This window comes from Pollutimonas thiosulfatoxidans, from assembly GCF_004022565.1.
Taxonomy (GTDB): Bacteria; Pseudomonadota; Gammaproteobacteria; order Burkholderiales; family Burkholderiaceae_B; genus Pusillimonas_D; species Pusillimonas_D thiosulfatoxidans.
Genome location: NZ_CP022987.1, coordinates 825,430 through 847,561, shown reverse-complemented (window position 1 = coordinate 847,561; position 22,132 = coordinate 825,430). Strand labels below are relative to the sequence as shown.

Below are 22,132 nucleotides of genomic sequence, written 5' to 3'. Positions count from 1 at the left end.
AGCCGGCCTTCTTTCAAGTGCTGCCCAAGTCGCGTGCAACTAAACGGCTTAGAACTTGACCTTCAAGTACAAGGAACCCGTGCTGTCGGTATTACCATTACCGAATTGACCCGAATAGCCCAGCCCCATGGCGGCGTTCTTGCCCACCGCCATCTCGGCGCCCAGGTCCACAACAGCGGCGTTCTTGGCGATCGGCGCACCGGCCACCTTGAAGCCCACGCTATTGCCTTGAACGAAGTTCATGCGACGCTCGGCTTCCACATCACCCGATGCATGGCGCCAACCCAAACCGGCATACAAGGACGCCTGGTTGGCACCGACATCAACCGCCGTCTTGCCACGCAGGCCCAGCGTAAAGGTAGTGACGTCGTCCTTCTGGCTGTCGCCATGGAGAGCGGCCGAACCACCGGTCTCTGTGAAGCTCTTGGCCTTCTGGCTTAACCATGCAACGCCCAAATAGGGCTCCACTTCGCTGGCCTGCCCCACCGGTATGGCATAACCCAACTCTGTGAACAACTGCGTGGTATTGACGTCGTAGTCGGCCTTCAGCGTTTGATTGCCACCCACTGTAACGCTGCGGCGGCTGTCGACCTCGTGACGGGTGTACGCGGCGCCGGCCAGGAAGTTAACCTTGCCGCTCTCGGCTGCCCAGCTGTTGCCGCCGTAAAGCGCTGCGGTATAGCTGGTGACATCCGACTTGGAAGAGCGATCATTAACCTCGATCTTGCCATCGGTAAAGCCCAGCGCACCGCCCACACGCCAACCGTTACCAACCGCCGTATCGCCACCGATGAAGAGGCCGGCCACGTTGGACTTGACCTCGGCTGCGTTGCCATTGTCATCCAACGTACTCCAGCTGCCCACCACCTCAGCCCAGAGCGGATGTGCCGTGGAAGTCGGCATGGAGCCAGCCACTGCGCCTGTCGACTGCGCTGTCGGCGCACCGGCCTGCATGCCGGCACCCAGATTGCCCCGCATGCGGTTGGTCAGCGTGCGAGTGATGAGGCTGCTGTTGTTAAGCAGTGCGGACTGCGTGCTGGCGTGGACTTCGCCGGAAAGCTGATTTAATGCGTCTTTGCGCACGTCGGGCTGCATGGTAGCAACAGTGTAGTCCAGAGGATTGCCCCCAAGTCCACTCATTACAGCGCTTTGGTTGCGGGACCAGGTTGCACGTTCAGCAGCAAGCGCGTCGGCATTCTTGGAGAGGCTGATCCTGACATAGTTGGCACCGTAGTTGACAGGGTTCAGCTCGACCAGAGTGCCAACAAAACTACCGTCCAACGCAGCACTTTGGAACTTGTTGTCTAAAACGTTGCTGATGCCATCGGCCTTGACCGTTTCAAGAATGGTGTACTCATGACCGAACATATAGCCACCATTGCCATTCTCTTGGCGTACTTCGAGCGCTATACCTTTGAGATCGGCGTCCCCGCCAGAGATGCGAACAAAATCAGACTGACCTGCCGCATTGATTTCCGCAACGTACCGGCCCCCAAATCCTGCTACCGAACCATACGTTTGAGACCCAATGGAATTACCCGGGGCAAGTGTTCCGCCAGAACCGGAAAGCGCGCCGCCTACATTAAGGTTGCCCCCCAGCACAGACCCTTCAGAGACATCAACGTCGCCGCCGATCTCAATGGGTGCATCCACCGTGCCCCCGCCTAACGTCGAGCCTCCGCCTAGTGCCACACTTCCGCCTATCTGCGTGGGACCGTTAAACTGGAAATTGCTGCCTACCCCAGTGACACCGCCCGTAATCGTGGCGGGACCACTGAAGGACATAGTGGACCCGGACTGGCCCAACGCATTGCCTCCAATGGTCGTGGCTCCGTTGAACGAAATATTGGAATTGGCTCCCGATGCGACCGTCGAGTTGAACGTGTTGCCGTTAAAGGCAACATTCGATCCAGAAGACACCGCTACATCTCCGGTGATGGTCTCACCATCGTTGACGTTGGACTCATCCTTGGTATTTGCGTCTAACACCAAGCCAGCCCAGTGGGCACCCGTTCTCACCTCAAAGAAAGTTCGATCCGTACCAACCGTAACGCGCTCGCCTGCAGCATTGAGGTTCTCAATATTGCCCGATGCGTATGCACCCGCCTCGAGGATGAGGGAGACCTTGCCTGCATCACCCGCAGTTTCCCGTTTGACGAGCAGCAGAGTTCCATTGTTTTTACTTAGTGTAGAACCCGATCCCACTGTAATAGTCTGCGTGCCAGCAGTACTGAACTGAGACCTTAGGCTTTCTTTCTTGGCCTCGACCGCGGTTCCGTCGAGCGTCAACTTGGCATTGTTCACAAGAGCTATGCCCTCGTCCTGCTCTGAAGACAGGTGACTATTGGTAGCGATGAGATGGCTGTTGTTTTCAATGAGTGCAATGCGACGCTGCGATCCTGAAGCGATCACTTCGCTATTGGTCAGCGACATCTCGGCCTGCGAGTTGAGTGCGGTACCGAAATCAGCGCCAACTCTTAACGCAGAGCTGGTGTAGGTGGGGGGAGCATTAAGAAGAGCCGCCGAGTTTATGAGTGTGACGTTCTGGGCGGTAAGTTTAGAATTCGCTGCGCTTCCACCTACAACAAACCCTGCTGCCGTATCCCAACCTACAGTTGCGGTGGTGCCTACCACATCAAAAACCCCCCTGGTCAGAACGACCTCGGCACCATTGAACGCACCAGCAGCATAGCCGGTCGTTTTCACATCGACGTCTGTCGCGGTTATTACTGATCCCGTCTGGAATGCGTCCATGGCGTGTGAGTTCATACCGCCGCTGGTTTCGATCGTGCCACCCACGATCGAGGCCGTGCCACCATTTTCCGCCACTACGCCTTTGGCTCGCGACGATCCTGTGCTGCGTATCGTAAGGTTGGTGGCGTTGAGGGCTGATCCTGGCCCATCTACGAATACTCCCGTCGCATCGCCCGACGCTGTGCTGGACATGAACGTTGCGTTGTCAATCGTCAGCACACCGCCGGCAAGTGCTCGCGCGGCGATGGCGTTCGTTCCACTGACGCTGACATCAGCATTCCTGAAGACGATGTCGCCTGTGCTTGCGGGTGCGGTGCCGTCTTTATCTCCCGCCATCAAGCCAATGGCTGCTGCCCCGGTAACGCTAACACCAGTGCCAACAAGTTTGATAAGTCCTTTGTCACTTTTGCCGTTACCGGTATAGGCCCGTGCTCCACCAGCGTTTTTGCCTTTCACCTCAATGGAGCCGCCTTCGAGGTCGACGCTGCCGCCGTTATTCGCCTCGACCCCGAAGGTATGGGAGTTTCCGCCATCAGCGGTAATGGTGACGCCACGACCCATAACGAATCCGCCAGCACCTGCCTGTATGCCATTGCTGTACTCGCCCGTTGTACTGATTGAGCCGCCGTTCATGTTAAGCGTGCTGCCGGCTTCATCTGCCTGGACGCCATGGCTGCCCCAGTTCGTACCGCCACCTGTGAGTGTAGTAACCGTCACGCCGTCCAGTATGACCTTGGACCCGGCCGTTGAACCAACACCGCGGGTTTTATGCCCGGTGCCTTTGACCGAACCACCGGTTAACGTTAAGTCGGAGTTCTCGGCCTTGACGATCCAGTCGTAGTACGTAGGCGTAGTGGACACACCTTCGAAAGCGGTGCCGGGAGCAGGCGCACAAATGCTGTTTTTGCAAAGCAAGGTACTGGATACAGGATCTGCCGCCGCTACTCCATAAACCCCTAAAAGTGCCACCGCCATCGCGCTGATTCGAAACCCTGAGTGAGCCGTTTTGTATGCCATCCCTAATCCCTTTGTACTAGTTCTGCCGTTACATTCCACTACCTTCGGTAGCGCCGTTAACAGATTAGAGCATATTGGAATCGTTCGAATAGGCCTTGAAACACGCTTTACACTCAGGGTTTACGATAAATATGCGTTTAATATCAATAGCATCGTCCTTCCAGTACAAATCTGCATATAGCCGGCGATGTAACAGGTCCCCGTCGCTGCGGGGCTGTCTCCCACAAAAAAACGCGCCTCATATGAGGCGCGTCGGGGTGATCCGGCCTAGACCGTTCGGCGGGTCATGCGTACAGCAAACTACACGGTAAACGACTCTCCGCAACCGCAGCTTGCTTTCTCGTTGGGGTTGGAAAATTTGAAACCCTCGTTTAAGCCGTCACGCGAGTAATCAACGCGGGTCCCGTCCAGGAACGGCAAGCTCTTCGGGTCAATAAACACCTTGACGCCCAGTTGTTCGTAAACCTGATCGTCAGAATTGGGTTGATCGACATACTCCAGCTTATAAGCCATGCCCGAGCAGCCTGTAAGGCGCACGCCCAGGCGTAACCCCAGGCCGGAGCCTCGTTTTTCGATATGGCGGTTGATATGGTCAGCCGCTTGTGGTGTCAGCGTAATTCCCATGATTTAATCCTGTTGCTTTGCCTGGTAATCCTGAATGGCCGCCCGGATGGCGTCTTCGACCAGGATGGAACAATGAATCTTTACTGGCGGTAGGGCCAGTTCGTGTGCGATCTGCGTATGGCGGATCTGCAAGGCCTGATCCAGCGTCTTGCCCTTCACCCACTCTGTAGCCAACGAGGTGGAAGCAATTGCCGAGCCGCAGCCATAGGTCTTGAAGCGCACATCTTCGATGATACCCGATCGGTCAACCCGTATCTGCAGTTTGATGACATCGCCTTCGTGGGGGGCGCCCACCATACCGGTGCCCACTTGCCTGTCCGTCGCGTCAAGCGCGCCGACATTTCGTGGATTACGGAAGTGATCCAGTACCTGATCGCTGTAAGCCATCGTGTTCGCGTCCTTTACTTCTGTATCTAATGTGCGGCCCATTGCACCGAATTCAAGTCCACGCCTTGTTGCGCCATCTCCCATAGCGGCGACAAGTCGCGCAGCTTGGCAAGGCGCTGGGTCAATAATTGCACCGCAAAATCGATATCCTGCAGCGTTGTATAGCGGCCCAATGACAACCTTAAGGAGCTATGGGCAACTTCGTCGCTGCGCCCTATGGCCTTCAGGACGTAGGAAGGCTCTAGACTGGCGGACGTGCAGGCAGACCCGCTGGAAACGGCAAGCTCGGGCAAGGACATCATCAGGGATTCGCCTTCGATATAGTCGAAGCTGACATTAAGATTATGCGGAACCCGCTGCTCAAGATCGCCGTTAAGATAGATGCCCGGCAGGTGCCGCAAGCCATCCCATAGTCGATCTCGCAAAGTCTTGAGGCGTTCGTTCTCGGCCGCCATCTCGAGCCCGGCAAGGCGAAAGGCCTCGCCCATCCCGACGATTTGGTGCGTGGGCAAGGTACCGGACCGGAAGCCGCGCTCGTGCCCGCCGCCGTGTATTTGCGCCTGCAATCGGATACGCGGTTTGCGGCGCACATAGAGCGCACCGACGCCCTTGGGTCCGTAAGTTTTATGAGCGCACAATGACATCAGATCGACGTTCCATGCCTGCAGATCGATCACGACCTTGCCAGTTGCCTGGGCTGCATCCACATGAAAAATTATGCCCTGCTCGCCACATGCTGCACCCATGGCGGGTATGTCTTGTATGACGCCGATTTCATTATTGACCAGCATGACTGACGCCAGGATGGTATCGGGCCGCAGCGCTGCCTTGAAGGTCGCCACGTCGAGCAAGCCGCTTTCCGGTACGTCCAGATAGGTGACTTCGAAGCCCTCGCGTTCGAGCTCGCGGCAAACATCCAGTACCGCCTTGTGCTCGGTCTTGACGGTAACAATGTGCCGCCCCTTGGTGGCATAGGCGTGTGCCGCGCCTTTAAGTGCCAGGTTGTTGGACTCTGTTGCACCTGAGGTCCAGACAATTTCCCGTGCATCGGCGTTGATCAACTGTGCCACCTGGGTTCTTGCCTGCTCGACTGCCTCTTCAGCGTCCCAACCATAGGCATGGCTGCGCGACGCAGGATTGCCAAACTGCTCGGCAAGCCACGGCAGCATGGCGTCCACCACCCGGGTATCGACCGGCGTGGTGGAAGAGTAATCAAGATAAACAGGGCGGGATTGCATATAGGTGGGATTCCGTAGCGGCGCTTATGCGGTTACTGGCCGACTGGTGGCTATCAAGACATCGGGTGAACGGTTTTGGCGAACGGCGATCTGGGCCTGGGTCGCCTCATGCAACTGGCGCATACGCTCTTGGTCGACCAGATCTTGCAGGGAAACCGAATCCAGGTAATCCACCATTTTTCGATTAAGCGTAGACCACAGCTCGTGGGTCATGCATTTACCCATACTGCCATTGCGCCCAATATTGCAGTTTTCCTTGCCGCCGCAGCTGGTCGCGTCCAATGGCTCGTCCACGGCAAAGATGATGTCGGCGACCGTAATATTACGCGCAAGTCTGGCCAAGGTATAGCCGCCACCCGGCCCGCGTATGCTATCCACCAGTTCATGACGTCGCAGCTTGCCGAATAACTGCTCAAGATAAGACAACGAAATATTTTGGCGCTCGCTGATGGTGGCCAACGTTACAGGCCCGCTTTGTTGCCGCAACGCCAGATCGATCATGGCGGTCACGGCAAAACGTCCCTTGGTGGTTAATCGCATGGTGAAAGTCCTTGCCAATGTCTGATGCACGAAGGTTTGCAAGCCGGTCTCTATTCCCGACTAACGTAGTCAAGTATAGCAAATCTCCGACAGTTTTTCTCAAGTATTAGCCAAAAAAAACCGCGCTGAAGTAGCGCGGTATGTCGGTGAGGCGTTGTGATGGATCGAGCTAGGCAGCCTGATACTGAAGCGCACGTTTGCGCACCATTTCCATAACGCCCTGACAGGCGTCTTCCAGATAGTCGAGCACTTTGCCGAAGCCTTCGGGGCCGCCGTAATAGGGGTCAGGCACCGTTGCCTCTTCGAATTCGTTGGCGAAGCGCATAAGCAGCATGAGCTTGTGCTGATATACTTTGGGACATTGCTGCTGCAGGGCCGAGAGGTTTTCCCAGTCCATCGCCAAAATAAGATCAAACTCGCGGAAGTCGTCGGGGGTGATCTGGCGAGCCACACAATGCGCCAGTTCGTAGCCGCGTTTACGCGCAGCTGCCTGGGCCCGTGCGTCGGGGGCCTCGCCAATATGAAAGCTGTGGGTGCCAGCCGAATCTACGCCGACCACGTCAGAAAGCCCTGCTTCGTCGACGATGCGGCGAAACACGCCCTCTGCGCTGGGTGAGCGGCAGATATTACCCATGCAAACGAAAAGTACCTTAGTCATCATAGCCAGCAGTGTGAGGGAAAACCCGTTATAAGGCAAGGCTTTTTGCAAGCCCACATTTACTTCGCAGCAACTATTGACAAGCCTAAAAACTTAAGCACATTAAGGTGTTACAAGCCGTCTGCGATGTAATTCGATGTTGGAAATGCCTTGGATTAATAGCGAGATAGCTAATAATCGTGCAGCGCAACAATTCAGGCCGCGAGCGCTCCCAACACGAAAGTATAATGGTAAACCCTAGGTACTCTGAAAGCAATACCCGGCTGCAGTTAAACGCAGACAGGTGTGTCCGCATCATGAAAATGTAAGACGTTGTTGGTCTTTACCAACGTTTTTCCGTCAAGACATCAAGGCCTTGTGTTTCAGCCGATTCAGCGCATCGCGGGCGTTGGCCGCCTGTTCGAATTCCAGATTCTTCGCATGGTCCATCATCAGTTTTTCAAGACGCCGGATTTCCTTGGCCAACGCCTTATCGTCGCGCAGCACCTCCGGAGAGATATCGTCCAGCACCGACGGCTCCGCAGGCACCATGACACCATCAATCATCTCGCGCACGGCCTTGCTGACGCCGCGCGCTGTAATGCCGTGGACTTCGTTGAACTCCAGTTGCTTCAGACGGCGCCTCTCGGTTTCACCCATGGCGCGTCGCATCGAGTCGGTAATGCGGTCGGCATAAAGAATGGCGCGTCCATTGATGTTGCGTGCGGCCCGCCCCATGGTTTGAATCAGGCTGCGCTCCGAACGCAGAAAACCTTCCTTGTCGGCATCAAGAATCGCCACCAGTGACACCTCCGGGATGTCCAGGCCTTCGCGCAGCAGGTTGATGCCCACCAGCACATCAAACACCCCCAAGCGCAAATCGCGGATGATCTCCACGCGCTCTACGGTGTCGATGTCGGAATGCAGATAACGCACCTTGGTGCCGTGCTCGGCCAGATAATCGGTAAGGTCTTCCGACATGCGCTTGGTCAGCGTAGTAACCAGCACCCTCTCCTGTACCGCTACACGCTTCTTGATCTCGCCAAGCAGATCGTCGACCTGGGTCAGCGCCGGACGCACTTCCACCAAGGGGTCGACCAGGCCGGTGGGCCGCACCACTTGCTCGACCACGTTGTCGGTATGCTCGTTCTCGTAGTTGGCCGGCGTGGCCGAAACAAATACGCATTGCCGCATGCGCTGCTCGAACTCTTCCAGCTGCAAGGGCCGATTGTCCATCGCGGACGGCAAACGAAACCCAAATTGCACCAGCGTCGACTTGCGCGAACGATCGCCCCGATACATGGCACTTAGCTGCCCCATGGTCACGTGGCTTTCGTCGATGAACATCAAGGCGTCACGCGGCAGGTAGTCGATGAGCGTGGGTGGCGGATCGCCCGGCGCGGCGCCGGACAGGTGCCGGGAATAGTTCTCGATGCCCTTGCAAAAGCCGAGTTCCTGCAGCATTTCCAGGTCGAAACGCGTGCGCTGCTCCAGTCGCTGTGCCTCGACCAGCTTGCCGTCTGCAATCAGCACCGCCAGCCGTTCGCGCAGTTCCACCTTGATGGTTTCGATAGCGCGCAGTACGGTCTCGCGCGGGGTGACGTAATGCGAGCTGGGGAAGACGGTAAAACGGGGAATGCTGCGGTTGATCTTCCCGGTAAGCGGATCGAACATTTGCAAGGACTCGATCTCGTCATCAAACAGGGTAATGCGCAAGGCGAGTTCAGCGTGCTCCGCCGGGAAGACATCGATGATCTCGCCGCGGGCCCGAAACACGCCTCGCACGAACTCCACATCGTTGCGCTCGTACTGCATCGCCACTAACCGGCCCAGGAGCTCTTGACGCGCGATGCGGTCGCCGGTGCGCAGGGTAAGCACCATGGCGTGGTAGTCGCCCGGATTGCCTATGCCATAGATGCAAGACACTGTGCCGACAATGATGGTGTCGCGGCGCTCCAGCAAGCTTTTAGTGGCCGACAAGCGCATCTGCTCGATGTGCTCGTTAATGGACGAGTCCTTCTCGATGAACAGATCGCGCGCCGCAACATAGGCTTCGGGCTGGTAATAGTCGTAGTACGACACGAAGTACTCGACGGCGTTGTTCGGAAAGAATTCACGCATCTCGGCATACAGCTGCGCCGCCAGTGTCTTGTTGGGCGCCAGCACAATGGCCGGGCGGCCGGTGCGCGCAATGACGTTGGCCATGGTGTAGGTCTTGCCGGAGCCGGTCACGCCCAATAGCGTTTGGTACATCAGACCGTCATTGATGCCTTCGACCAGCGCATCGATGGCCGTGGGCTGGTCGCCGGCCGGCGGATAAGGCCTGTACAACTGAAAGGGGCTGTTCGGATAATTGATGAAACCTGGTGCTGGGGCGTTCATACTGGACACTTTCAGGGTAAACCCCTTATTATCACACTATTGTCTTCCGTTTCACTACCCATCTAAATTCCCTTACATGACATCTCTTTTCGAAAGCGTCGAACTGGCTCCGCGCGACCCCATCCTTGGCCTGAACGAACAATATAACGCCGATGCCCGCACAGGCAAGGTCAACCTTGGTGTAGGCGTGTATTACGACGACCAAGGTCGTCTGCCGCTGCTCGAGTCCGTCAGCAAGGCGGAGACCGCAAGAATCGAGGCTCATGCCGCGCGCGGCTATTTGCCCATGGAAGGCATCGCTGGCTACAACAAGGGCGCGCAAACCCTCTTGTTCGGCGCAGACTCCCCCATTATTAGTTCGGGCCGCGCCCTGACCGCGCAGGCCCTGGGCGGCACCGGCGCCCTGAAGATCGGCGCCGACTTCCTGAAGGCCTTGCTGCCCAATGCCAAGGTTGTCATCAGCAACCCCAGTTGGGAAAATCACCGCGCGCTATTCGAGCGCGCCGGCTTCCCGGTAGAAACCTACGCCTACTACGACGCAGCCACTCACGGCCTGGATTTCCCCGGCATGCTGGCCTCTTTGCGTGCCCTGCCCGCCCAGACCATTGTCATCCTGCATGCTTGCTGTCACAACCCCACCGGCGTCGACCCCACATTTGAACAGTGGCAGGAAATCGTCCAGATCGTCAAAGAGAATAAGCTGGTCCCGTTCCTGGACATCGCTTATCAAGGTTTCGGGGACGGCCTGGAAGAAGACGCCTCGGTAGTACGATTGTTCGCGCAGCAAGATCTCACCATGCTGGTCAGCTCGTCTTTCTCGAAGTCTTTCTCGCTGTACGGCGAACGCGTCGGCGCCCTCACCCTGGTTACGTCCAGCAAGGACGAATCCGTACGCGTGCTTAGCCAGCTAAAGCGCATTATCCGCACCAACTACTCCAACCCGCCCACACATGGCGGGACAGTCGTGTCCACCGTGCTGAACACACCCGAGCTTTACACGCTATGGACCACCGAACTGGCCGGCATGCGCGAACGCATACGTACCATGCGCGTCCAACTGGTAGAAAAGCTTAAAGCCCACGGCGTTACGCAAAACTTCGACTTCGTTCTGGACCAACGCGGCATGTTCTCGTACTCGGGCCTGACGTCCCAGCAAGTCGACCGCCTGCGCGACGAACACGCCATTTACGCTGTCAGCAGCGGACGCATCTGCGTGGCTGCCCTTAACAGCCGCAACATCGACTACGTTGCCAAGGCTATCGCCAGCGTCCTGACTGCTTGATCTTTATGTGAAAATGCTGCAAAATCCATAACTGTATAAAAACACAGTCTGGATTGCAATGGCCGTTAAGCTAACAGAGCGTCAGCAGCAAATTCTTGAACTCATACGCAGCGAGATCGCGCGCAGCGGCTTTCCGCCGACGCGCGCCGAAATCGCGCGCGCCTTGGGTTTCAAATCGGCCAACGCCGCCGAAGACCACTTGAAGGCACTGGCCAAAAAAGGCGCCATCGAACTGACGGCGGGTGCCTCTCGCGGCATTCGCCTCACCGATACACAAGCCGGCAACGGCGCGCTGCACCATGCCAACAGCGCGCTGGCACAACTGCTGGTTCCCCTGGTGGGGCGTGTGGCTGCCGGCAATCCTATTTTGGCGGCCGAGCATGTCGAACGAGAAATCGGCATCGAGCCTTCTCTTTTTAGCCAAACGCCCGACTACCTGCTGCGGGTGCGCGGCCTTAGCATGCGCGATGCCGGCATCCTGGATGGCGACCTGCTGGCGGTAAAAAAGTCCCCCGAAGCCCGTAACGGGCAAATCGTCGTTGCTCGCTTGGGCGACGAGGTCACCGTCAAGCGCTTCTCCAAAACCGGCCGCCAAATAGAGCTGTTGCCGGAAAACCCCGACTTCTCCCCCATCGTGGTCTCCGCCGACGACGACTTCTCGCTTGAAGGCATCGCCGTGGGCCTCATCCGCAACACGCCGCTACACTGATCCTATTTGTTCTGGCCCTGTTACCTAGACGATGCCCAAAAGGTCCTTCAGCTGTGCGACCTTCGCGCGACTAACCGGAATCAGCGATTGTTCATGGCCTGTCATTCTCAAGCTGACGGAATCTTTGTTGCGCACCAGCTCGATAATGTCCCGGATACTGACAATATGGCTGCGGTGCACCCTTACATAAACTTCCGGATCCAGCCTTTTCTCCAGGTCCGTCAGCGAAAGATTGGATAGATAGCGATCATCTCTGGTTGCAATAGTGGTGTAGTGGCCATCGCCCTCAAAGCGCAGGACTTCGCTTAGCTCGATAAGAACAACGCGATTCTTGCGATACACCGGGATCTTATACAGGCGCCTGGGCGGCAGAACCTGCGCTGTAGCAGGCGCCGCCGGCATGGTCGTGGCATCAGTCAGGTCGTAAAACACCATGCAGGTGCCGACTATACCGCCAGCCCCGATCATTTTCGAGACCTTTACCATCAACACCTTGTCGGGAATGTTGATCATCATGGCGACCGGAGGGGGCGACTGGATGGGACAGCCCACAGGCGCCTGAGAATCAAGGATGAAGCTAAGTTTGCTGCGGCTGCGTTCGGGGTGCAACTGCAATACGTTCAGCCCCAGCAAGCCGCTTTTCTCGACTCCCAATGACTGCTCTGCCGCGGGACCAAGAATCTGCATGGCCACGTCGTTCAAGGCCGTCACCCGATTGGACGGGTCCAGCCACACCATGCCCGGATTGAACTGTTCGAGCCGATGCTGAAAGGTTTCAGATTGTTGGGTTTTCCGCAACGTACTCCCCCAGTTTGTGTTTGACTCCACCGATGCCGATGCCACCTTGGTGACAAGACATTCGCCGGCTTTTCAAGACACTTGGTGTAGATAAAACCGCCATTGGTGCAATCGCATTGAAGGGCGTTGGCGGTTGATGTCATGCTCTTGGCAGATAAAAGCAAATATACCAGACATCCTGTCACAAAAGGAGACAACTGTGATACCTCGTCCATTCGAGTACCACGCGCCGCAAAGCCTGCCCGAAGCAATAAACCTGCTGACAGAGTACGGCGACGAAGCCAAGCTGCTGGCTGGCGGCCACAGCTTGCTGCCCATGATGAAATTACGTTTCGCACAGCCGGGCCACCTGATCGACCTGGGCAAGATCCCCGGCCTCAAGGGCATAACAGAGGTCGGCAATGAGATCCGCATCGGTTCAATGACGACCGAGAACGAACTGATCTGGTCGGAGGTGCTGCAGCGCAAATGCCCGTTGCTCGTCGAAGGCGCGCGCCTGATCTCCGATCCCCAGGTACGCTATATGGGCACCATAGGCGGAGACATCGCCCATGGCGACCCCGGCAATGATCACCCTGCCCTCATGCTGGCTCTGGACGCAAGCTTCGTCCTTCAAGGCCCCTCGGGCGAACGCGTCGTAGCGGCCGCCGACTTCTTCCTCGGCACTTACTACACGGCACTGGTACCGAACGAGATCCTTACCGAGATCCGCATCCCCACACCCGATGCGCGCACCGGGCAGTGCTACAGCAAGCTCAAGCGGAAAGTTGGCGACTTCGCCACAGCCGCCAGCGCCGTGTTGCTGCGCATGGACGGAACCTCGGTAGATTATGTTTCCATTGCGCTGACCAATCTCGGTCCTGTGGCATTCAAAGCCTCCGAGGCGGAATCCTTCCTGCTGGGAAAAGAACTCAACGAGCAAACCATTCAGCAAGCCTGCCAGTTGACCATGTCGGCCTGCGATCCCGTGGCCGACCTGCGCGGCGACATCAAATACAAGATAGCCATGGCCGGTGTCATGACGGATCGCGCCTTGCGTACCGCCCACTCGCGCGCCACACGCTGAACGGAGAACAACATGAGCAAGAAAACCCTGGTGTCATTTGTGTTGAACGGCAAGCCTGCGGACGTAGCCGTCGAACCACGAGAACTACTCATACACACCCTGCGCGAGAAGTGTCAGCACACCGGCCCTCACATCGGTTGTGAAACCTCGCACTGCGGAGCCTGTACCGTCGATATCGATGGCCTGTCGGTGAAGTCGTGCACGATGCTCACCGTACAGGCCGAAGGGCGCGAGATCCTGACGGTCGAGGGGCTCGCTCAAGATGGCGAGCTGCACGCCATACAGGAAGCCTTCATGCAAGAGCACGGCCTCCAGTGCGGGTTCTGTACGCCCGGCATGATCGTGCGCACCTACCGGCTGCTGCACGAAATACCCGATCCGAGCGAAGAGGAAATCCGCTACTGGATCGCTGGCAACCTTTGCCGCTGTACGGGCTATCAAAATATCGTCAAGGCGGTCCAGCATGCAGCCAAGAAACTACGCGGCATAGCCGTCGAATCCTCGCATCCCCTAATGACGGATGTTGCCAACTAAGATTGCCGGAGACCCAAATGGACACTCTCAACATCGATCGACTGAGCAAGCTTGAAGGCATTGGCTGCTCGCGCAAACGTCGCGAAGACCCCCGCTTCATTCAGGGCAAGGGAAACTATGTAGACGACATCAAGATGCCCGGCATGCTGTTTGGCGCCATGGTGCGCAGCCCCTATGCCCACGCACGCATCCTGAAAATAGACAAGTCGCGCGCCCTGGCATTGCCAGGCGTACACGCGGTGCTCACAGCCGAAGACCTCAAGCCACTTAACCTGCACTGGATGCCCACCTTGGCCGGGGATGTCCAGGCCGTCCTGGCCGACGAAAAAGTGTCATTTCAGAATCAGGAAGTTGCCTTCGTCGTTGCCGATGATCGCTACATAGCAGCGGATGCCGCCGAACTGGTGGAAGTCGAATATGAAGAACTGCCGGCCGTGGTCGATCCTTTCAAGGCCCTCGAACCTGACGCACCGGTCGTACGTGACGACCTGCATGGCAAGGACAGCGGAGCGCACGGCGCACGCCGCCATCATAATCACATTTTTACCTGGGAGGCCGGCGACAAGGACCGCACTGCCCGTGTCTTCGACACCGCGCAGGTCACGGTAAAGGAATCGATGCTGTATCCGCGCGTTCATCCCTGTCCGTTGGAAACCTGCGGCTGCGTCGCATCGTTCGATAAGGTACGCGGCGACTTGACGGTGTACATCACGTCGCAGGCGCCACACGTGGTGCGTACGGTAGTCGGCCTGCTGTCATCGATTCCAGAGTCAAAGATACGCATTGTTTCTCCGGACATCGGCGGCGGATTTGGCAACAAGGTCGGAGTGTATCCGGGCTATGTAACCTCTATCGTGGCGTCCATCGTGCTCGGCAAGCCTGTAAAGTGGATAGAATCGCGCACCGAGAACCTCAGCGCCACCGCCTTTGCCCGCGACTACCACATGACCGGCGAACTGGCTGCTGACACGGACGGCCGCATCAAGGCCTTGCGCGTCCACGTTACTGCCGATCACGGTGCCTTCGACGCCTGTGCCGACCCGACCAAGTTTCCGGCGGGCATGTTCCATGTCTGTACCGGCTCGTACGATATTCCCAACGCCTTCGTCTCGGTTGACGGCGTCTACACCAATAAATTTCCGGGCGGGGTCGCATATCGCTGCTCGTTCCGGGTTACCGAAGCCGTCTACATCATCGAGCGCATGGTCGACATCCTGGCCCAGAAGCTGGGCATGGACAAGGCCGAGATACGCCTCAAGAACTTCATTCCAAAAGAAAAATTTCCCTACCATAGCGCTATGGGGCTGGAGTACGACTCGGGCGACTACGAGACGGCACTGCGCAAGGCAATGGACGCTGTGGACTATCGGGCGCTGCGTGCCGAGCAGGCCCAACGGCGTAATGATCCGGCTGCCGAGTGGCTGATGGGCATAGGTATTTGTACCTTTACGGAGGTGGTGGGCGCGGGGCCTTCCAAGATGTGCGACATCCTGGGCATGGGCATGTTCGATTCCTGCGAAATTCGGGTGCATCCTGATGGCTCCGCAATTGCCCGCATGGGCACCATTACGCAGGGGCAAGGGCACCAGACCACCTACGCCCAAATCATAGCCACTGAAGCGGGCATTCCCGCATCGGTCATCGAGGTTGAAGAGGGCGACACCTCCACGGCGCCTTACGGCCTGGGCACTTACGGCTCGCGCTCCACTCCGGTCGCGGGCGCAGCGATTGCCAGAGCGGCACGCAAGATTCGTGAGAAGGCAAGACTGATTGCGGCGCATCTGCTGGAAGTCAGTCCCGACGATGTCGAGTTCGATCTGGATCGCTTTGTCGTGAAAGGCTCGCCCGACCAAACCAAAACCCTGAAGGAAGTCGCCCTGGCGGCCTACAGCAATGTGCCCGAAGGCATGGAAATGGGGCTGGAAGCGGTCGACTACTACGATCCGCCCAACTTCACTTTTCCGTTTGGTGCTTACCTGTGTGTCCTGGACATCAACAGATACTCCGGCGAAACCAAAGTCAGGCAATTCTATGCCCTGGATGATTGCGGCACACGCATCAACCCCATGATTATCGAGGGACAAGTGCATGGAGGACTGACGGAAGGCTTTGCCGTAGCCATGGCGCAAGAAATGCCTTACGACGAAGCTGGCAACCTGCTGGGCGCAACCTTAATGGATTACTTCGTGCCAACGGCTGTCGAGACGCCAAAGTGGCAAACCGACTTCACTGTTACGCCGTCGCCGCACCATCCGCTGGGTGCCAAAGGTGTGGCCGAATCGCCCCACGTCGGTTCCATTCCCTGCTTCACATCCGCCGTCGTAGACGCCTTTTCGCACCTGGGTGTGACTCACATGAACATGCCGCACAACGCCTACCGGGTATGGCAACAAAGCCATGCCCTCGGCCTGGATAAACGCTGAATCGAGACACTATGCAAGTCACACTAGACAAGACCTACCCCATGCCCTGCTCTGCCAGCACCGCATGGGAGTTCCTGCAAGATATAAAAGGCGTTGCACAATGCATGCCAGGCGCAAGCATCACTGAACGCATCGACGACAAAAACTACAAGGGCACAGTGTCGGTACGTGTCGGCCCGGCCACGATGTCCTTCAGGGGCCACATCGCCGTGTTGGACATCGATGCCGACACGCAAACGCTGCACCTGTCCGGAAAAGGCACCGACACGACGGGAACATCTGGCGCGTCGATGGACCTGGTCGCCACTGTGCAATCGACCGGCGATACCTGCGAACTGATCGGGCGGAGCACTATCACCATGAACGGCAAGGCGGCGACCTTTGGCGGACGCATGATGGACACCGTGTCCGAACACATACTCAAGCAGTTCATCGCCAACTTCTCCGACCGCGTGCAGGCCCTGCAAGAGGCGCGGGCCGATGGCAGCCCTAACGCAAGCAGCGCATCCGTCCAGAATGCACCACCCACGCAGAAAGCAAGTGAACTAAACGGCCTGTCGCTGCTGTGGGCAGTAATTGCCGACTGGTTCCGCCGCGTATTTTCAAGAAACTCAGCGTAAGTGTCAGGAGCCGCCTATGCCTTCCGAACAGCCAAGCCGCATCTCTGACCTGAAGAATCAGCTTGGGCAGCACGGGTATGTCGCCGACTCGAGCCTCACGGCGACCCTGGTGCTGGGAAAAGCCTTGCAGCGCCCTGTCTTGCTGGAAGGCGAAGCGGGTGTGGGCAAGACCGATGTCGCCAAGTCGCTGGCTTTGGCACGAAACACGCGTCTGATACGCCTGCAATGCTATGAAGGGCTGGACGCCCATTCGACGCTGTACGAATGGAACTACCAGCGCCAGTTGCTGGCAATCAAGCTGCTGGAGCATGACGATCGCAGCACTGCCGAAAAGGAAAAAGACATTTTTTCCGAGCAATACCTGCTCAAGCGCCCGCTACTGGAAGCCATCACGACGTCGCCGCCACCAGTGCTGCTGATCGACGAAATCGACCGGGCGGACGAAGCCTTCGAGGCATACCTGCTTGAGGTCCTGTCCGATTACCAGGTCTCCATACCAGAATTCGGCACGATACGCGCAAGCAGCCGACCTGATGTCATACTGACCTCCAACGGCACGCGCGAGCTTTCCGATGCGCTGCGCCGTCGCTGCCTTTATCACTATGTCGACTATCCCGACTTCAATAAGGAAGTGAAGATCATCCAGGCTCGCGTACCCGATGCGCCCCTGGCACTGGCACGGCAGGTGGTAGAGTTCGTGCAGTCACTACGCGGACTGGATCTCAAGAAGAAACCTGGCATCGCCGAAACGCTGGACTGGATCAGCGCGCTGCTGCAACTGGACCTGCGCACACTGGATGAAAATGGCACCGAGCGCATCCTGGATTCGCTGTCCGCCCTCGTGAAAACCCACGAAGACCGGGCACGGCTGACTCGTCCCGTCATACAGAAGATGGTTGCGGCATGCTGACAGCCATCCAGCAAGACACGCTGCGCATCACGCCGCTAGCCAGCCAACTCCAGGGCCGCTACCTCGGTTTCGCGGGATTCTTGCGCGCCAATGGCTATAAACATGCAGATGCTCCGGCAGCAGTACAGGCGCTAGCCTACGCTGGCCAGTTGGACCGCAACATCGCACGTTGGACGCTACGCAGCATACTGTGCAAGTGCCAGCAAGAGTGGCGGCAGTTCGACGACCTGTTCGACATCTGGTTCTTGCCGGATCCTCCACCCCGGCGCACCGAAATCCGAACCTCTGGCGGCCCCAGCGTGGATACCAGCCTAGCAAGCGCTCTGCCGGATCATACTGAGGGCGTGCCTCTGGACGACGGTTCCGGTTCCGGATACGGGGAAGACGCCCCCGGCGGGGCAAGATCAGAAGGCGCCAGTTCACAAGAAGCGCTTAAACGTACTGATTTTCGTCATATGCAGGATCCCGACTCCGTACGCGCCCTCGATGCCTTGCTGCAGAGCTTCGCGAAACGGTTAAGGCAGATCGAGCTGAGACGAGACCAGGCATCTGCACGCGGCCGCCGCCTTGATCTGGCCCGCTGCCTGCGGCGCAGCGTCTCGCACGGGGGCCTGCCCCTGGAGCTGGCTTGGCGCAAGCGCCAGAAACAACGTCCCCGGCTGATACTCCTGCTGGATGTCAGCCGCTCCATGAGTTTGTACAGCTTCTTCTATTTACGACTGGCGCGTATCCTCACATCCCTGCTCACCGACGTACATTGCTTCATTTTCCACACCCAATTGGTCGGCATAGCGCAAGCGCTACGCGACCCCGATCCCGTCCGAGCCCAGGAAAGCCTACATTTACTATCCAGTGGCTGGGCGGGCGGCACGCGTATTGGGGCCTCCCTCGAACAGTTCAACCGCGACCACGCCCGCAGACTGTTGCACGCTCGAAGCTGTGTACTGATCGCAAGCGACGGCTACGACACCGACCCGGCCGATTCGATAACCACCGCGCTGACCGCCATTCGCCGACAGACACGTCGGATTCTGTGGTTGAACCCCCTGGCAAGCCGTCCCGGTTACACGCCGACATCCGCATGCATGCAAGCGGCACTGCCGTTTATCGACGGGCTGCTCCCGGCCGGCAATCTGGCAAGCCTGGAAAAGGCCTTGCCCGACATCTTGAGGATCTGCAGATGAATCCGCCTTCCTTCGATACTGGCCTCCTGTCTGAGGCGCTCGATCTCTCTGGACAGAACCTGCCCTACGCCTGGGCGACAGTCGTGCGCGCCATATCGCCCACCTCCGCGTATGTCGGGGCCCAGGCCATCATCACGGCCGACGGACGCATGCGCGGATGGGTAGGAGGGGGCTGTGCACAGGAAGTCGTGGTGCAGGTAGCCCTTGATGCGCTACAAAGCGGAAGATCCAGGTTGATCCGCATCAGCAACGACGGCGGTATCAGCGATCCAGACACCGAGCATCACGCCATGCCATGCGCCAGCAATGGCGCGCTTGATCTATTCATACAAGCCGTCAACCCGCCGCCCACCCTCTACATCGCCGGGTCGACGCCCGCCGGGACAGCAGCCGCTAAACTGGCCGCCATCCTGGGCTGGCATATATCCTTGGATAACTTGCAAACCGCGACACCGGGCCCTGATTACGTTCTGGTCGCCACGCAAGGCAATGACGACGCAAGAAATCTGGAAGACGCACTCCGAAGCGCCGCCAGAAAAGTGCTGCTTATTGCAAGCAGCCGCAAAGCCCAAGCCCTGATAGCTGCCATGCGATCCGTGGGCATTAGCGAGCAACGGCTGGCTGACCTGGAAAGCCCTGCCGGGCCGGATATTCTGGCTCGCACGCCAGCCGAAATCGCGCTGGCTGCCGTAGCTGGACTGGTGCGCGAACATCGCAAGGCAGCCGGCGCTGTACAGAGCGCCGCCGCCCCTATGGACCCGCAGCCAGTTGGATCGTATGTGAATCCGGTATGTCTGCGCGCCATCGACCCGGCGACCGCCCTGCACACGGTTACTGTGGCCGGCGGCACGCATTACTTCTGCTGCAATGGCTGCAAGACGAAGTTCGATCATGACCCCGAAAAATATCTGGAAATTGCCCAACGAATGTCCAGTTCATCGCCAGCATGAAGTTCTCTGCCATCATCCTTGCCGCAGGAGAGTCCCTCCGGATGCAGGGCCGCCACAAAATGCTGCTGCCAGCCCCTGTTGAGCCTGTTGTGCGCAGAAGCACCCAAGCCATCGCGGCATCTGGGGCGCATGAAGTCCTTGTCGTTACCGGCCACAACCACGGTCCGGTTACCGACGCCCTGAAGGGGCTAAGTGTACGCATCATCCATAACCCCAATTACGCACAGGGCCAAATGACTTCAGTCAACGCGGGCCTGGCCGCATTGACGCCAGGCTGCGATGCCGTCATGGTGTGTCTCGCCGACCAAATCCTGCTCTCGTCCGACGACTACGCTGAACTTGCACTCGCCTATCAACACAGACCTTACGGCTCGATACTCGTGCCCTCTTTCCAGGGACAACGCGGCAATCCCGTGATGTTCCACAGCCAGCACATTCCGGAGATCCTCCAGGGCTTGCGCAAGCTCGGTTGCCGCAAGCTCATACAAGACAATCCGGACGCCGTCTATCTGCATGAAGTCACGCACGACGGATACGTATCGGACCTGGACACTCCCCAAGACTATGCCCGGATTCTGAAGTGTCTGGCTGAACCGGGGGGGTTCACACCATGAGGCGCAACACCTTCAGATCCCTTGCCAACCGTGGCATGCTGCTGGCCTGCCTGGGTATGCTCGGCGGCATGGCTGTGGATGCCAGCCAGGGTGGCATCTCGCTGCTTACCAGCCTGTGCGCAGGCTCCGACACATTGAGCCTGGGCCAGATAACCCGCTTGCATTGGATCTGCCTCCCCTTCATGCATCTGGGCACGCTTGCCGGCAGCCTTGCGCCCGCGCTCGTCACGAGACGACCGAGCAATTTGCTGTCCGGCCTGGCGTGCGCCGCCTGGATGGTCATGGGCATGAACTTGGGCAGCTACCTCTTGCCACACGCTGTCCTCGCCGCCGAAGGAATCTACAACACCACCGCCCTGCTTGCCGGCATGATGGGCGGCATGGGCGGCTCCATGATGTCCTGGGCTTTCCTGGACCGCCGGGCCGCTACTAGTGCAAGGCAAGCGCGTGCACCGCAACAGTCACATAAGAAGGCATTCTCCGTTACATGAATAGCACCGATTTATCCGTACTGACGCGTTCCATTGAATGGCTGGAGGCCGGCCGGCGCGTAGCATTGGTCACCGTAGTGCAAACCTGGGGCTCGGCGCCCCGGCCTGAAGGCGCATGGCTGGCAATACGCGATGACGGCCAGATCTATGGTTCGGTGTCGGGCGGTTGCATTGAGGACGATCTCATCCGGCAGGTGCGACATGGCGGTCTGCTCGACTATGCCACGCCACAGATCACAGTCTACGGCGTCGCTCAAGGCGACGCGAACCGATTCGGGCTTCCCTGCGGCGGCACCTTGAAGCTCGTCATCGAACCCCGTCCCGATTTGGCGATGCTCCAAGAGTTGCTGCGCCGGATCCGGGCAAAACAGATCACTGTGCGCGACCTGGATATTCCCAGTGGGGCCTGTGAACTGCACAATGCAGATCGAACTGCAACGCTGTCATTCGATGGCAGGCGGATGCGTTCGGTCTATGGCCCTCGATGGCGGCTGGTGTTGATTGGTGCCGGGGAGCTATCGCAATGTGTGGCACAGATCGCCATGGGCGCCGACTACGATGTGGTCATCATCGACCCTCGCGAAGAATTCCTGGACGGGCTGTCGCTTGCCGGTGTTGATCTTAGGCGAGGCATGCCCGATGACACCATACTTGAGCTTGACATCGATCCGCACACCGCAATCGTCGCCCTTACCCATGATCCCAAGCTGGATGATATGGCGCTATTCGAAGCACTAAAGTCAGCGGCGTTCTATGTAGGAGCACTAGGTAGCCGGCGCAATACCAGGATCCGCAAGGAACGCCTGCTGGAATTCGACCTGACCCCGACCGACATAGCACGTCTGCACGGCCCTACCGGACTATACCTGGGCGCCCGCACGCCGGCGGAGATCGCGGTGGCCATACTTGCTGAACTGACCTGCGCCAAATATCACGTGCCCATTGTGCAAAAGCGCGACCCATAAAAAAGGT

Annotated in this window: 20 protein-coding genes; 12 read left to right on the top strand and 8 right to left on the bottom strand. The window is 58.1% G+C overall.

Going from position 1 to position 22,132, the window contains the following annotated elements:
• Positions 1 to 48: 48 nt before the first annotated feature.
• From CKA81_RS04090 to uvrB, 7 genes are all read right to left on the bottom strand, one after another.
• Positions 49 to 3,615, bottom strand: a complete 3,567-nt coding sequence (locus CKA81_RS04090; RefSeq protein WP_206750837.1) for an autotransporter outer membrane beta-barrel domain-containing protein — start codon at positions 3,613 to 3,615, stop codon at positions 49 to 51.
• Positions 3,616 to 4,071: 456 nt separating this feature from the next.
• Positions 4,072 to 4,395, bottom strand: a complete 324-nt coding sequence (gene iscA, locus CKA81_RS04085) for an iron-sulfur cluster assembly protein IscA (RefSeq protein ID WP_128354169.1) — start codon at positions 4,393 to 4,395, stop codon at positions 4,072 to 4,074.
• Between the two features lie 3 nt (positions 4,396 to 4,398).
• Positions 4,399 to 4,782: a Fe-S cluster assembly scaffold IscU gene (gene iscU, locus CKA81_RS04080; protein WP_128354168.1), complete on the bottom strand. Its 384-nt coding sequence runs from the start codon at positions 4,780 to 4,782 to the stop codon at positions 4,399 to 4,401.
• 26 nt (positions 4,783 to 4,808) lie between these two features.
• The gene (locus CKA81_RS04075; RefSeq protein WP_128354167.1) at positions 4,809 to 6,020 is read right to left on the bottom strand and encodes an IscS subfamily cysteine desulfurase; all 1,212 of its coding nucleotides are present in this window, start codon (positions 6,018 to 6,020) and stop codon (positions 4,809 to 4,811) included.
• A 24-nt stretch (positions 6,021 to 6,044) separates the two neighbouring features.
• Entirely contained in the window at positions 6,045 to 6,560 is a 516-nt protein-coding gene (gene iscR, locus CKA81_RS04070; protein ID WP_128354166.1) for a Fe-S cluster assembly transcriptional regulator IscR, read from the bottom strand.
• 169 nt (positions 6,561 to 6,729) lie between these two features.
• Positions 6,730 to 7,221, bottom strand: a complete 492-nt coding sequence (locus tag CKA81_RS04065; protein ID WP_128354165.1) for a low molecular weight protein-tyrosine-phosphatase — start codon at positions 7,219 to 7,221, stop codon at positions 6,730 to 6,732.
• A 336-nt stretch (positions 7,222 to 7,557) separates the two neighbouring features.
• A complete protein-coding gene (gene uvrB / locus CKA81_RS04060) occupies positions 7,558 to 9,579 on the bottom strand; it encodes an excinuclease ABC subunit UvrB (protein ID WP_128354164.1) in 2,022 nt (673 codons plus the stop codon).
• A gap of 76 nt (positions 9,580 to 9,655) precedes the next feature.
• Here uvrB and CKA81_RS04055 point away from each other — a divergent pair, with 76 nt between their 5' ends.
• Complete coding sequence (locus CKA81_RS04055; protein ID WP_128354163.1) at positions 9,656 to 10,861, top strand: amino acid aminotransferase; 1,206 nt, start codon at positions 9,656 to 9,658, stop codon at positions 10,859 to 10,861.
• A 58-nt stretch (positions 10,862 to 10,919) separates the two neighbouring features.
• Positions 10,920 to 11,570: a transcriptional repressor LexA gene (lexA, locus tag CKA81_RS04050; protein WP_128354162.1), complete on the top strand. Its 651-nt coding sequence runs from the start codon at positions 10,920 to 10,922 to the stop codon at positions 11,568 to 11,570.
• Positions 11,571 to 11,594: 24 nt separating this feature from the next.
• Here lexA and CKA81_RS04045 read toward each other — a convergent pair whose 3' ends face one another.
• Positions 11,595 to 12,368, bottom strand: a complete 774-nt coding sequence (locus tag CKA81_RS04045) for a LytTR family DNA-binding domain-containing protein (RefSeq protein ID WP_269467475.1) — start codon at positions 12,366 to 12,368, stop codon at positions 11,595 to 11,597.
• Between the two features lie 199 nt (positions 12,369 to 12,567).
• On the opposite strand from CKA81_RS04045, the gene CKA81_RS04040 reads away from it, so the two are divergent.
• From CKA81_RS04040 to CKA81_RS03995, 10 genes are read left to right on the top strand one after another with little or no spacing between them, the layout of a single operon-like run.
• The gene (locus tag CKA81_RS04040; RefSeq protein ID WP_128354160.1) at positions 12,568 to 13,434 is read left to right on the top strand and encodes an FAD binding domain-containing protein; all 867 of its coding nucleotides are present in this window, start codon (positions 12,568 to 12,570) and stop codon (positions 13,432 to 13,434) included.
• A gap of 12 nt (positions 13,435 to 13,446) precedes the next feature.
• Positions 13,447 to 13,968, top strand: a complete 522-nt coding sequence (locus tag CKA81_RS04035; protein WP_128354159.1) for a (2Fe-2S)-binding protein — start codon at positions 13,447 to 13,449, stop codon at positions 13,966 to 13,968.
• Positions 13,969 to 13,985: 17 nt separating this feature from the next.
• On the top strand, positions 13,986 to 16,391 hold the full coding sequence (locus CKA81_RS04030) for an aerobic carbon-monoxide dehydrogenase large subunit (RefSeq protein WP_128354158.1): 2,406 nt from the start codon (positions 13,986 to 13,988) through the stop codon (positions 16,389 to 16,391).
• An 11-nt stretch (positions 16,392 to 16,402) separates the two neighbouring features.
• On the top strand, positions 16,403 to 17,011 hold the full coding sequence (locus CKA81_RS04025) for an SRPBCC family protein (protein WP_128354157.1): 609 nt from the start codon (positions 16,403 to 16,405) through the stop codon (positions 17,009 to 17,011).
• A gap of 16 nt (positions 17,012 to 17,027) precedes the next feature.
• Positions 17,028 to 17,921 (top strand): AAA family ATPase, encoded by an 894-nt coding sequence (locus tag CKA81_RS04020; RefSeq protein ID WP_128354156.1) that lies wholly within the window; start codon positions 17,028 to 17,030, stop codon positions 17,919 to 17,921.
• On the top strand, positions 17,915 to 19,105 hold the full coding sequence (locus CKA81_RS04015; protein ID WP_128354155.1) for a vWA domain-containing protein: 1,191 nt from the start codon (positions 17,915 to 17,917) through the stop codon (positions 19,103 to 19,105). The genes CKA81_RS04020 and CKA81_RS04015 overlap by 7 nt, the downstream gene beginning before the upstream one ends.
• A complete protein-coding gene (locus CKA81_RS04010) occupies positions 19,102 to 20,055 on the top strand; it encodes an XdhC family protein (RefSeq protein ID WP_128354154.1) in 954 nt (317 codons plus the stop codon). Before CKA81_RS04015 ends, CKA81_RS04010 begins: the two co-directional genes overlap by 4 nt.
• Entirely contained in the window at positions 20,052 to 20,669 is a 618-nt protein-coding gene (locus CKA81_RS04005) for a nucleotidyltransferase family protein (RefSeq protein ID WP_128354153.1), read from the top strand. Before CKA81_RS04010 ends, CKA81_RS04005 begins: the two co-directional genes overlap by 4 nt.
• Positions 20,666 to 21,160, top strand: a complete 495-nt coding sequence (locus CKA81_RS04000) for a hypothetical protein (RefSeq protein WP_128354152.1) — start codon at positions 20,666 to 20,668, stop codon at positions 21,158 to 21,160. The genes CKA81_RS04005 and CKA81_RS04000 overlap by 4 nt, the downstream gene beginning before the upstream one ends.
• Positions 21,157 to 22,125, top strand: coding sequence for an XdhC family protein (locus CKA81_RS03995; RefSeq protein ID WP_128354151.1), 969 nt, complete (start codon positions 21,157 to 21,159; stop codon positions 22,123 to 22,125). The genes CKA81_RS04000 and CKA81_RS03995 overlap by 4 nt, the downstream gene beginning before the upstream one ends.
• Positions 22,126 to 22,132: the final 7 nt, after the last annotated feature.

Excerpts from the sequence above, each read along its gene's own strand:
- CKA81_RS04020 (WP_128354156.1), top strand. The coding sequence starts at position 17,028 with ATGCCTTCCGAACAGCCAAGCCGCATCTCTGACCTGAAGAATCAGCTT.
- CKA81_RS04005 (WP_128354153.1), top strand. The coding sequence starts at position 20,052 with ATGAAGTTCTCTGCCATCATCCTTGCCGCAGGAGAGTCCCTCCGGATG.
- CKA81_RS04010 (WP_128354154.1), top strand. The coding sequence starts at position 19,102 with ATGAATCCGCCTTCCTTCGATACTGGCCTCCTGTCTGAGGCGCTCGAT.
- CKA81_RS04030 (WP_128354158.1), top strand. The coding sequence starts at position 13,986 with ATGGACACTCTCAACATCGATCGACTGAGCAAGCTTGAAGGCATTGGC.
- CKA81_RS04000 (WP_128354152.1), top strand. The coding sequence starts at position 20,666 with ATGAGGCGCAACACCTTCAGATCCCTTGCCAACCGTGGCATGCTGCTG.
- CKA81_RS04025 (WP_128354157.1), top strand. The coding sequence starts at position 16,403 with ATGCAAGTCACACTAGACAAGACCTACCCCATGCCCTGCTCTGCCAGC.
- CKA81_RS04015 (WP_128354155.1), top strand. The coding sequence starts at position 17,915 with ATGCTGACAGCCATCCAGCAAGACACGCTGCGCATCACGCCGCTAGCC.
- iscR (WP_128354166.1), bottom strand. The coding sequence starts at position 6,560 with ATGCGATTAACCACCAAGGGACGTTTTGCCGTGACCGCCATGATCGAT.
- uvrB (WP_128354164.1), bottom strand. The coding sequence starts at position 9,579 with ATGAACGCCCCAGCACCAGGTTTCATCAATTATCCGAACAGCCCCTTT.
- CKA81_RS04075 (WP_128354167.1), bottom strand. The coding sequence starts at position 6,020 with ATGCAATCCCGCCCTGTTTATCTTGATTACTCTTCCACCACGCCGGTC.
- CKA81_RS04055 (WP_128354163.1), top strand. The coding sequence starts at position 9,656 with ATGACATCTCTTTTCGAAAGCGTCGAACTGGCTCCGCGCGACCCCATC.
- iscU (WP_128354168.1), bottom strand. The coding sequence starts at position 4,782 with ATGGCTTACAGCGATCAGGTACTGGATCACTTCCGTAATCCACGAAAT.
- lexA (WP_128354162.1), top strand. The coding sequence starts at position 10,920 with ATGGCCGTTAAGCTAACAGAGCGTCAGCAGCAAATTCTTGAACTCATA.
- iscA (WP_128354169.1), bottom strand. The coding sequence starts at position 4,395 with ATGGGAATTACGCTGACACCACAAGCGGCTGACCATATCAACCGCCAT.
- CKA81_RS03995 (WP_128354151.1), top strand. The coding sequence starts at position 21,157 with ATGAATAGCACCGATTTATCCGTACTGACGCGTTCCATTGAATGGCTG.
- CKA81_RS04065 (WP_128354165.1), bottom strand. The coding sequence starts at position 7,221 with ATGATGACTAAGGTACTTTTCGTTTGCATGGGTAATATCTGCCGCTCA.
- CKA81_RS04035 (WP_128354159.1), top strand. The coding sequence starts at position 13,447 with ATGAGCAAGAAAACCCTGGTGTCATTTGTGTTGAACGGCAAGCCTGCG.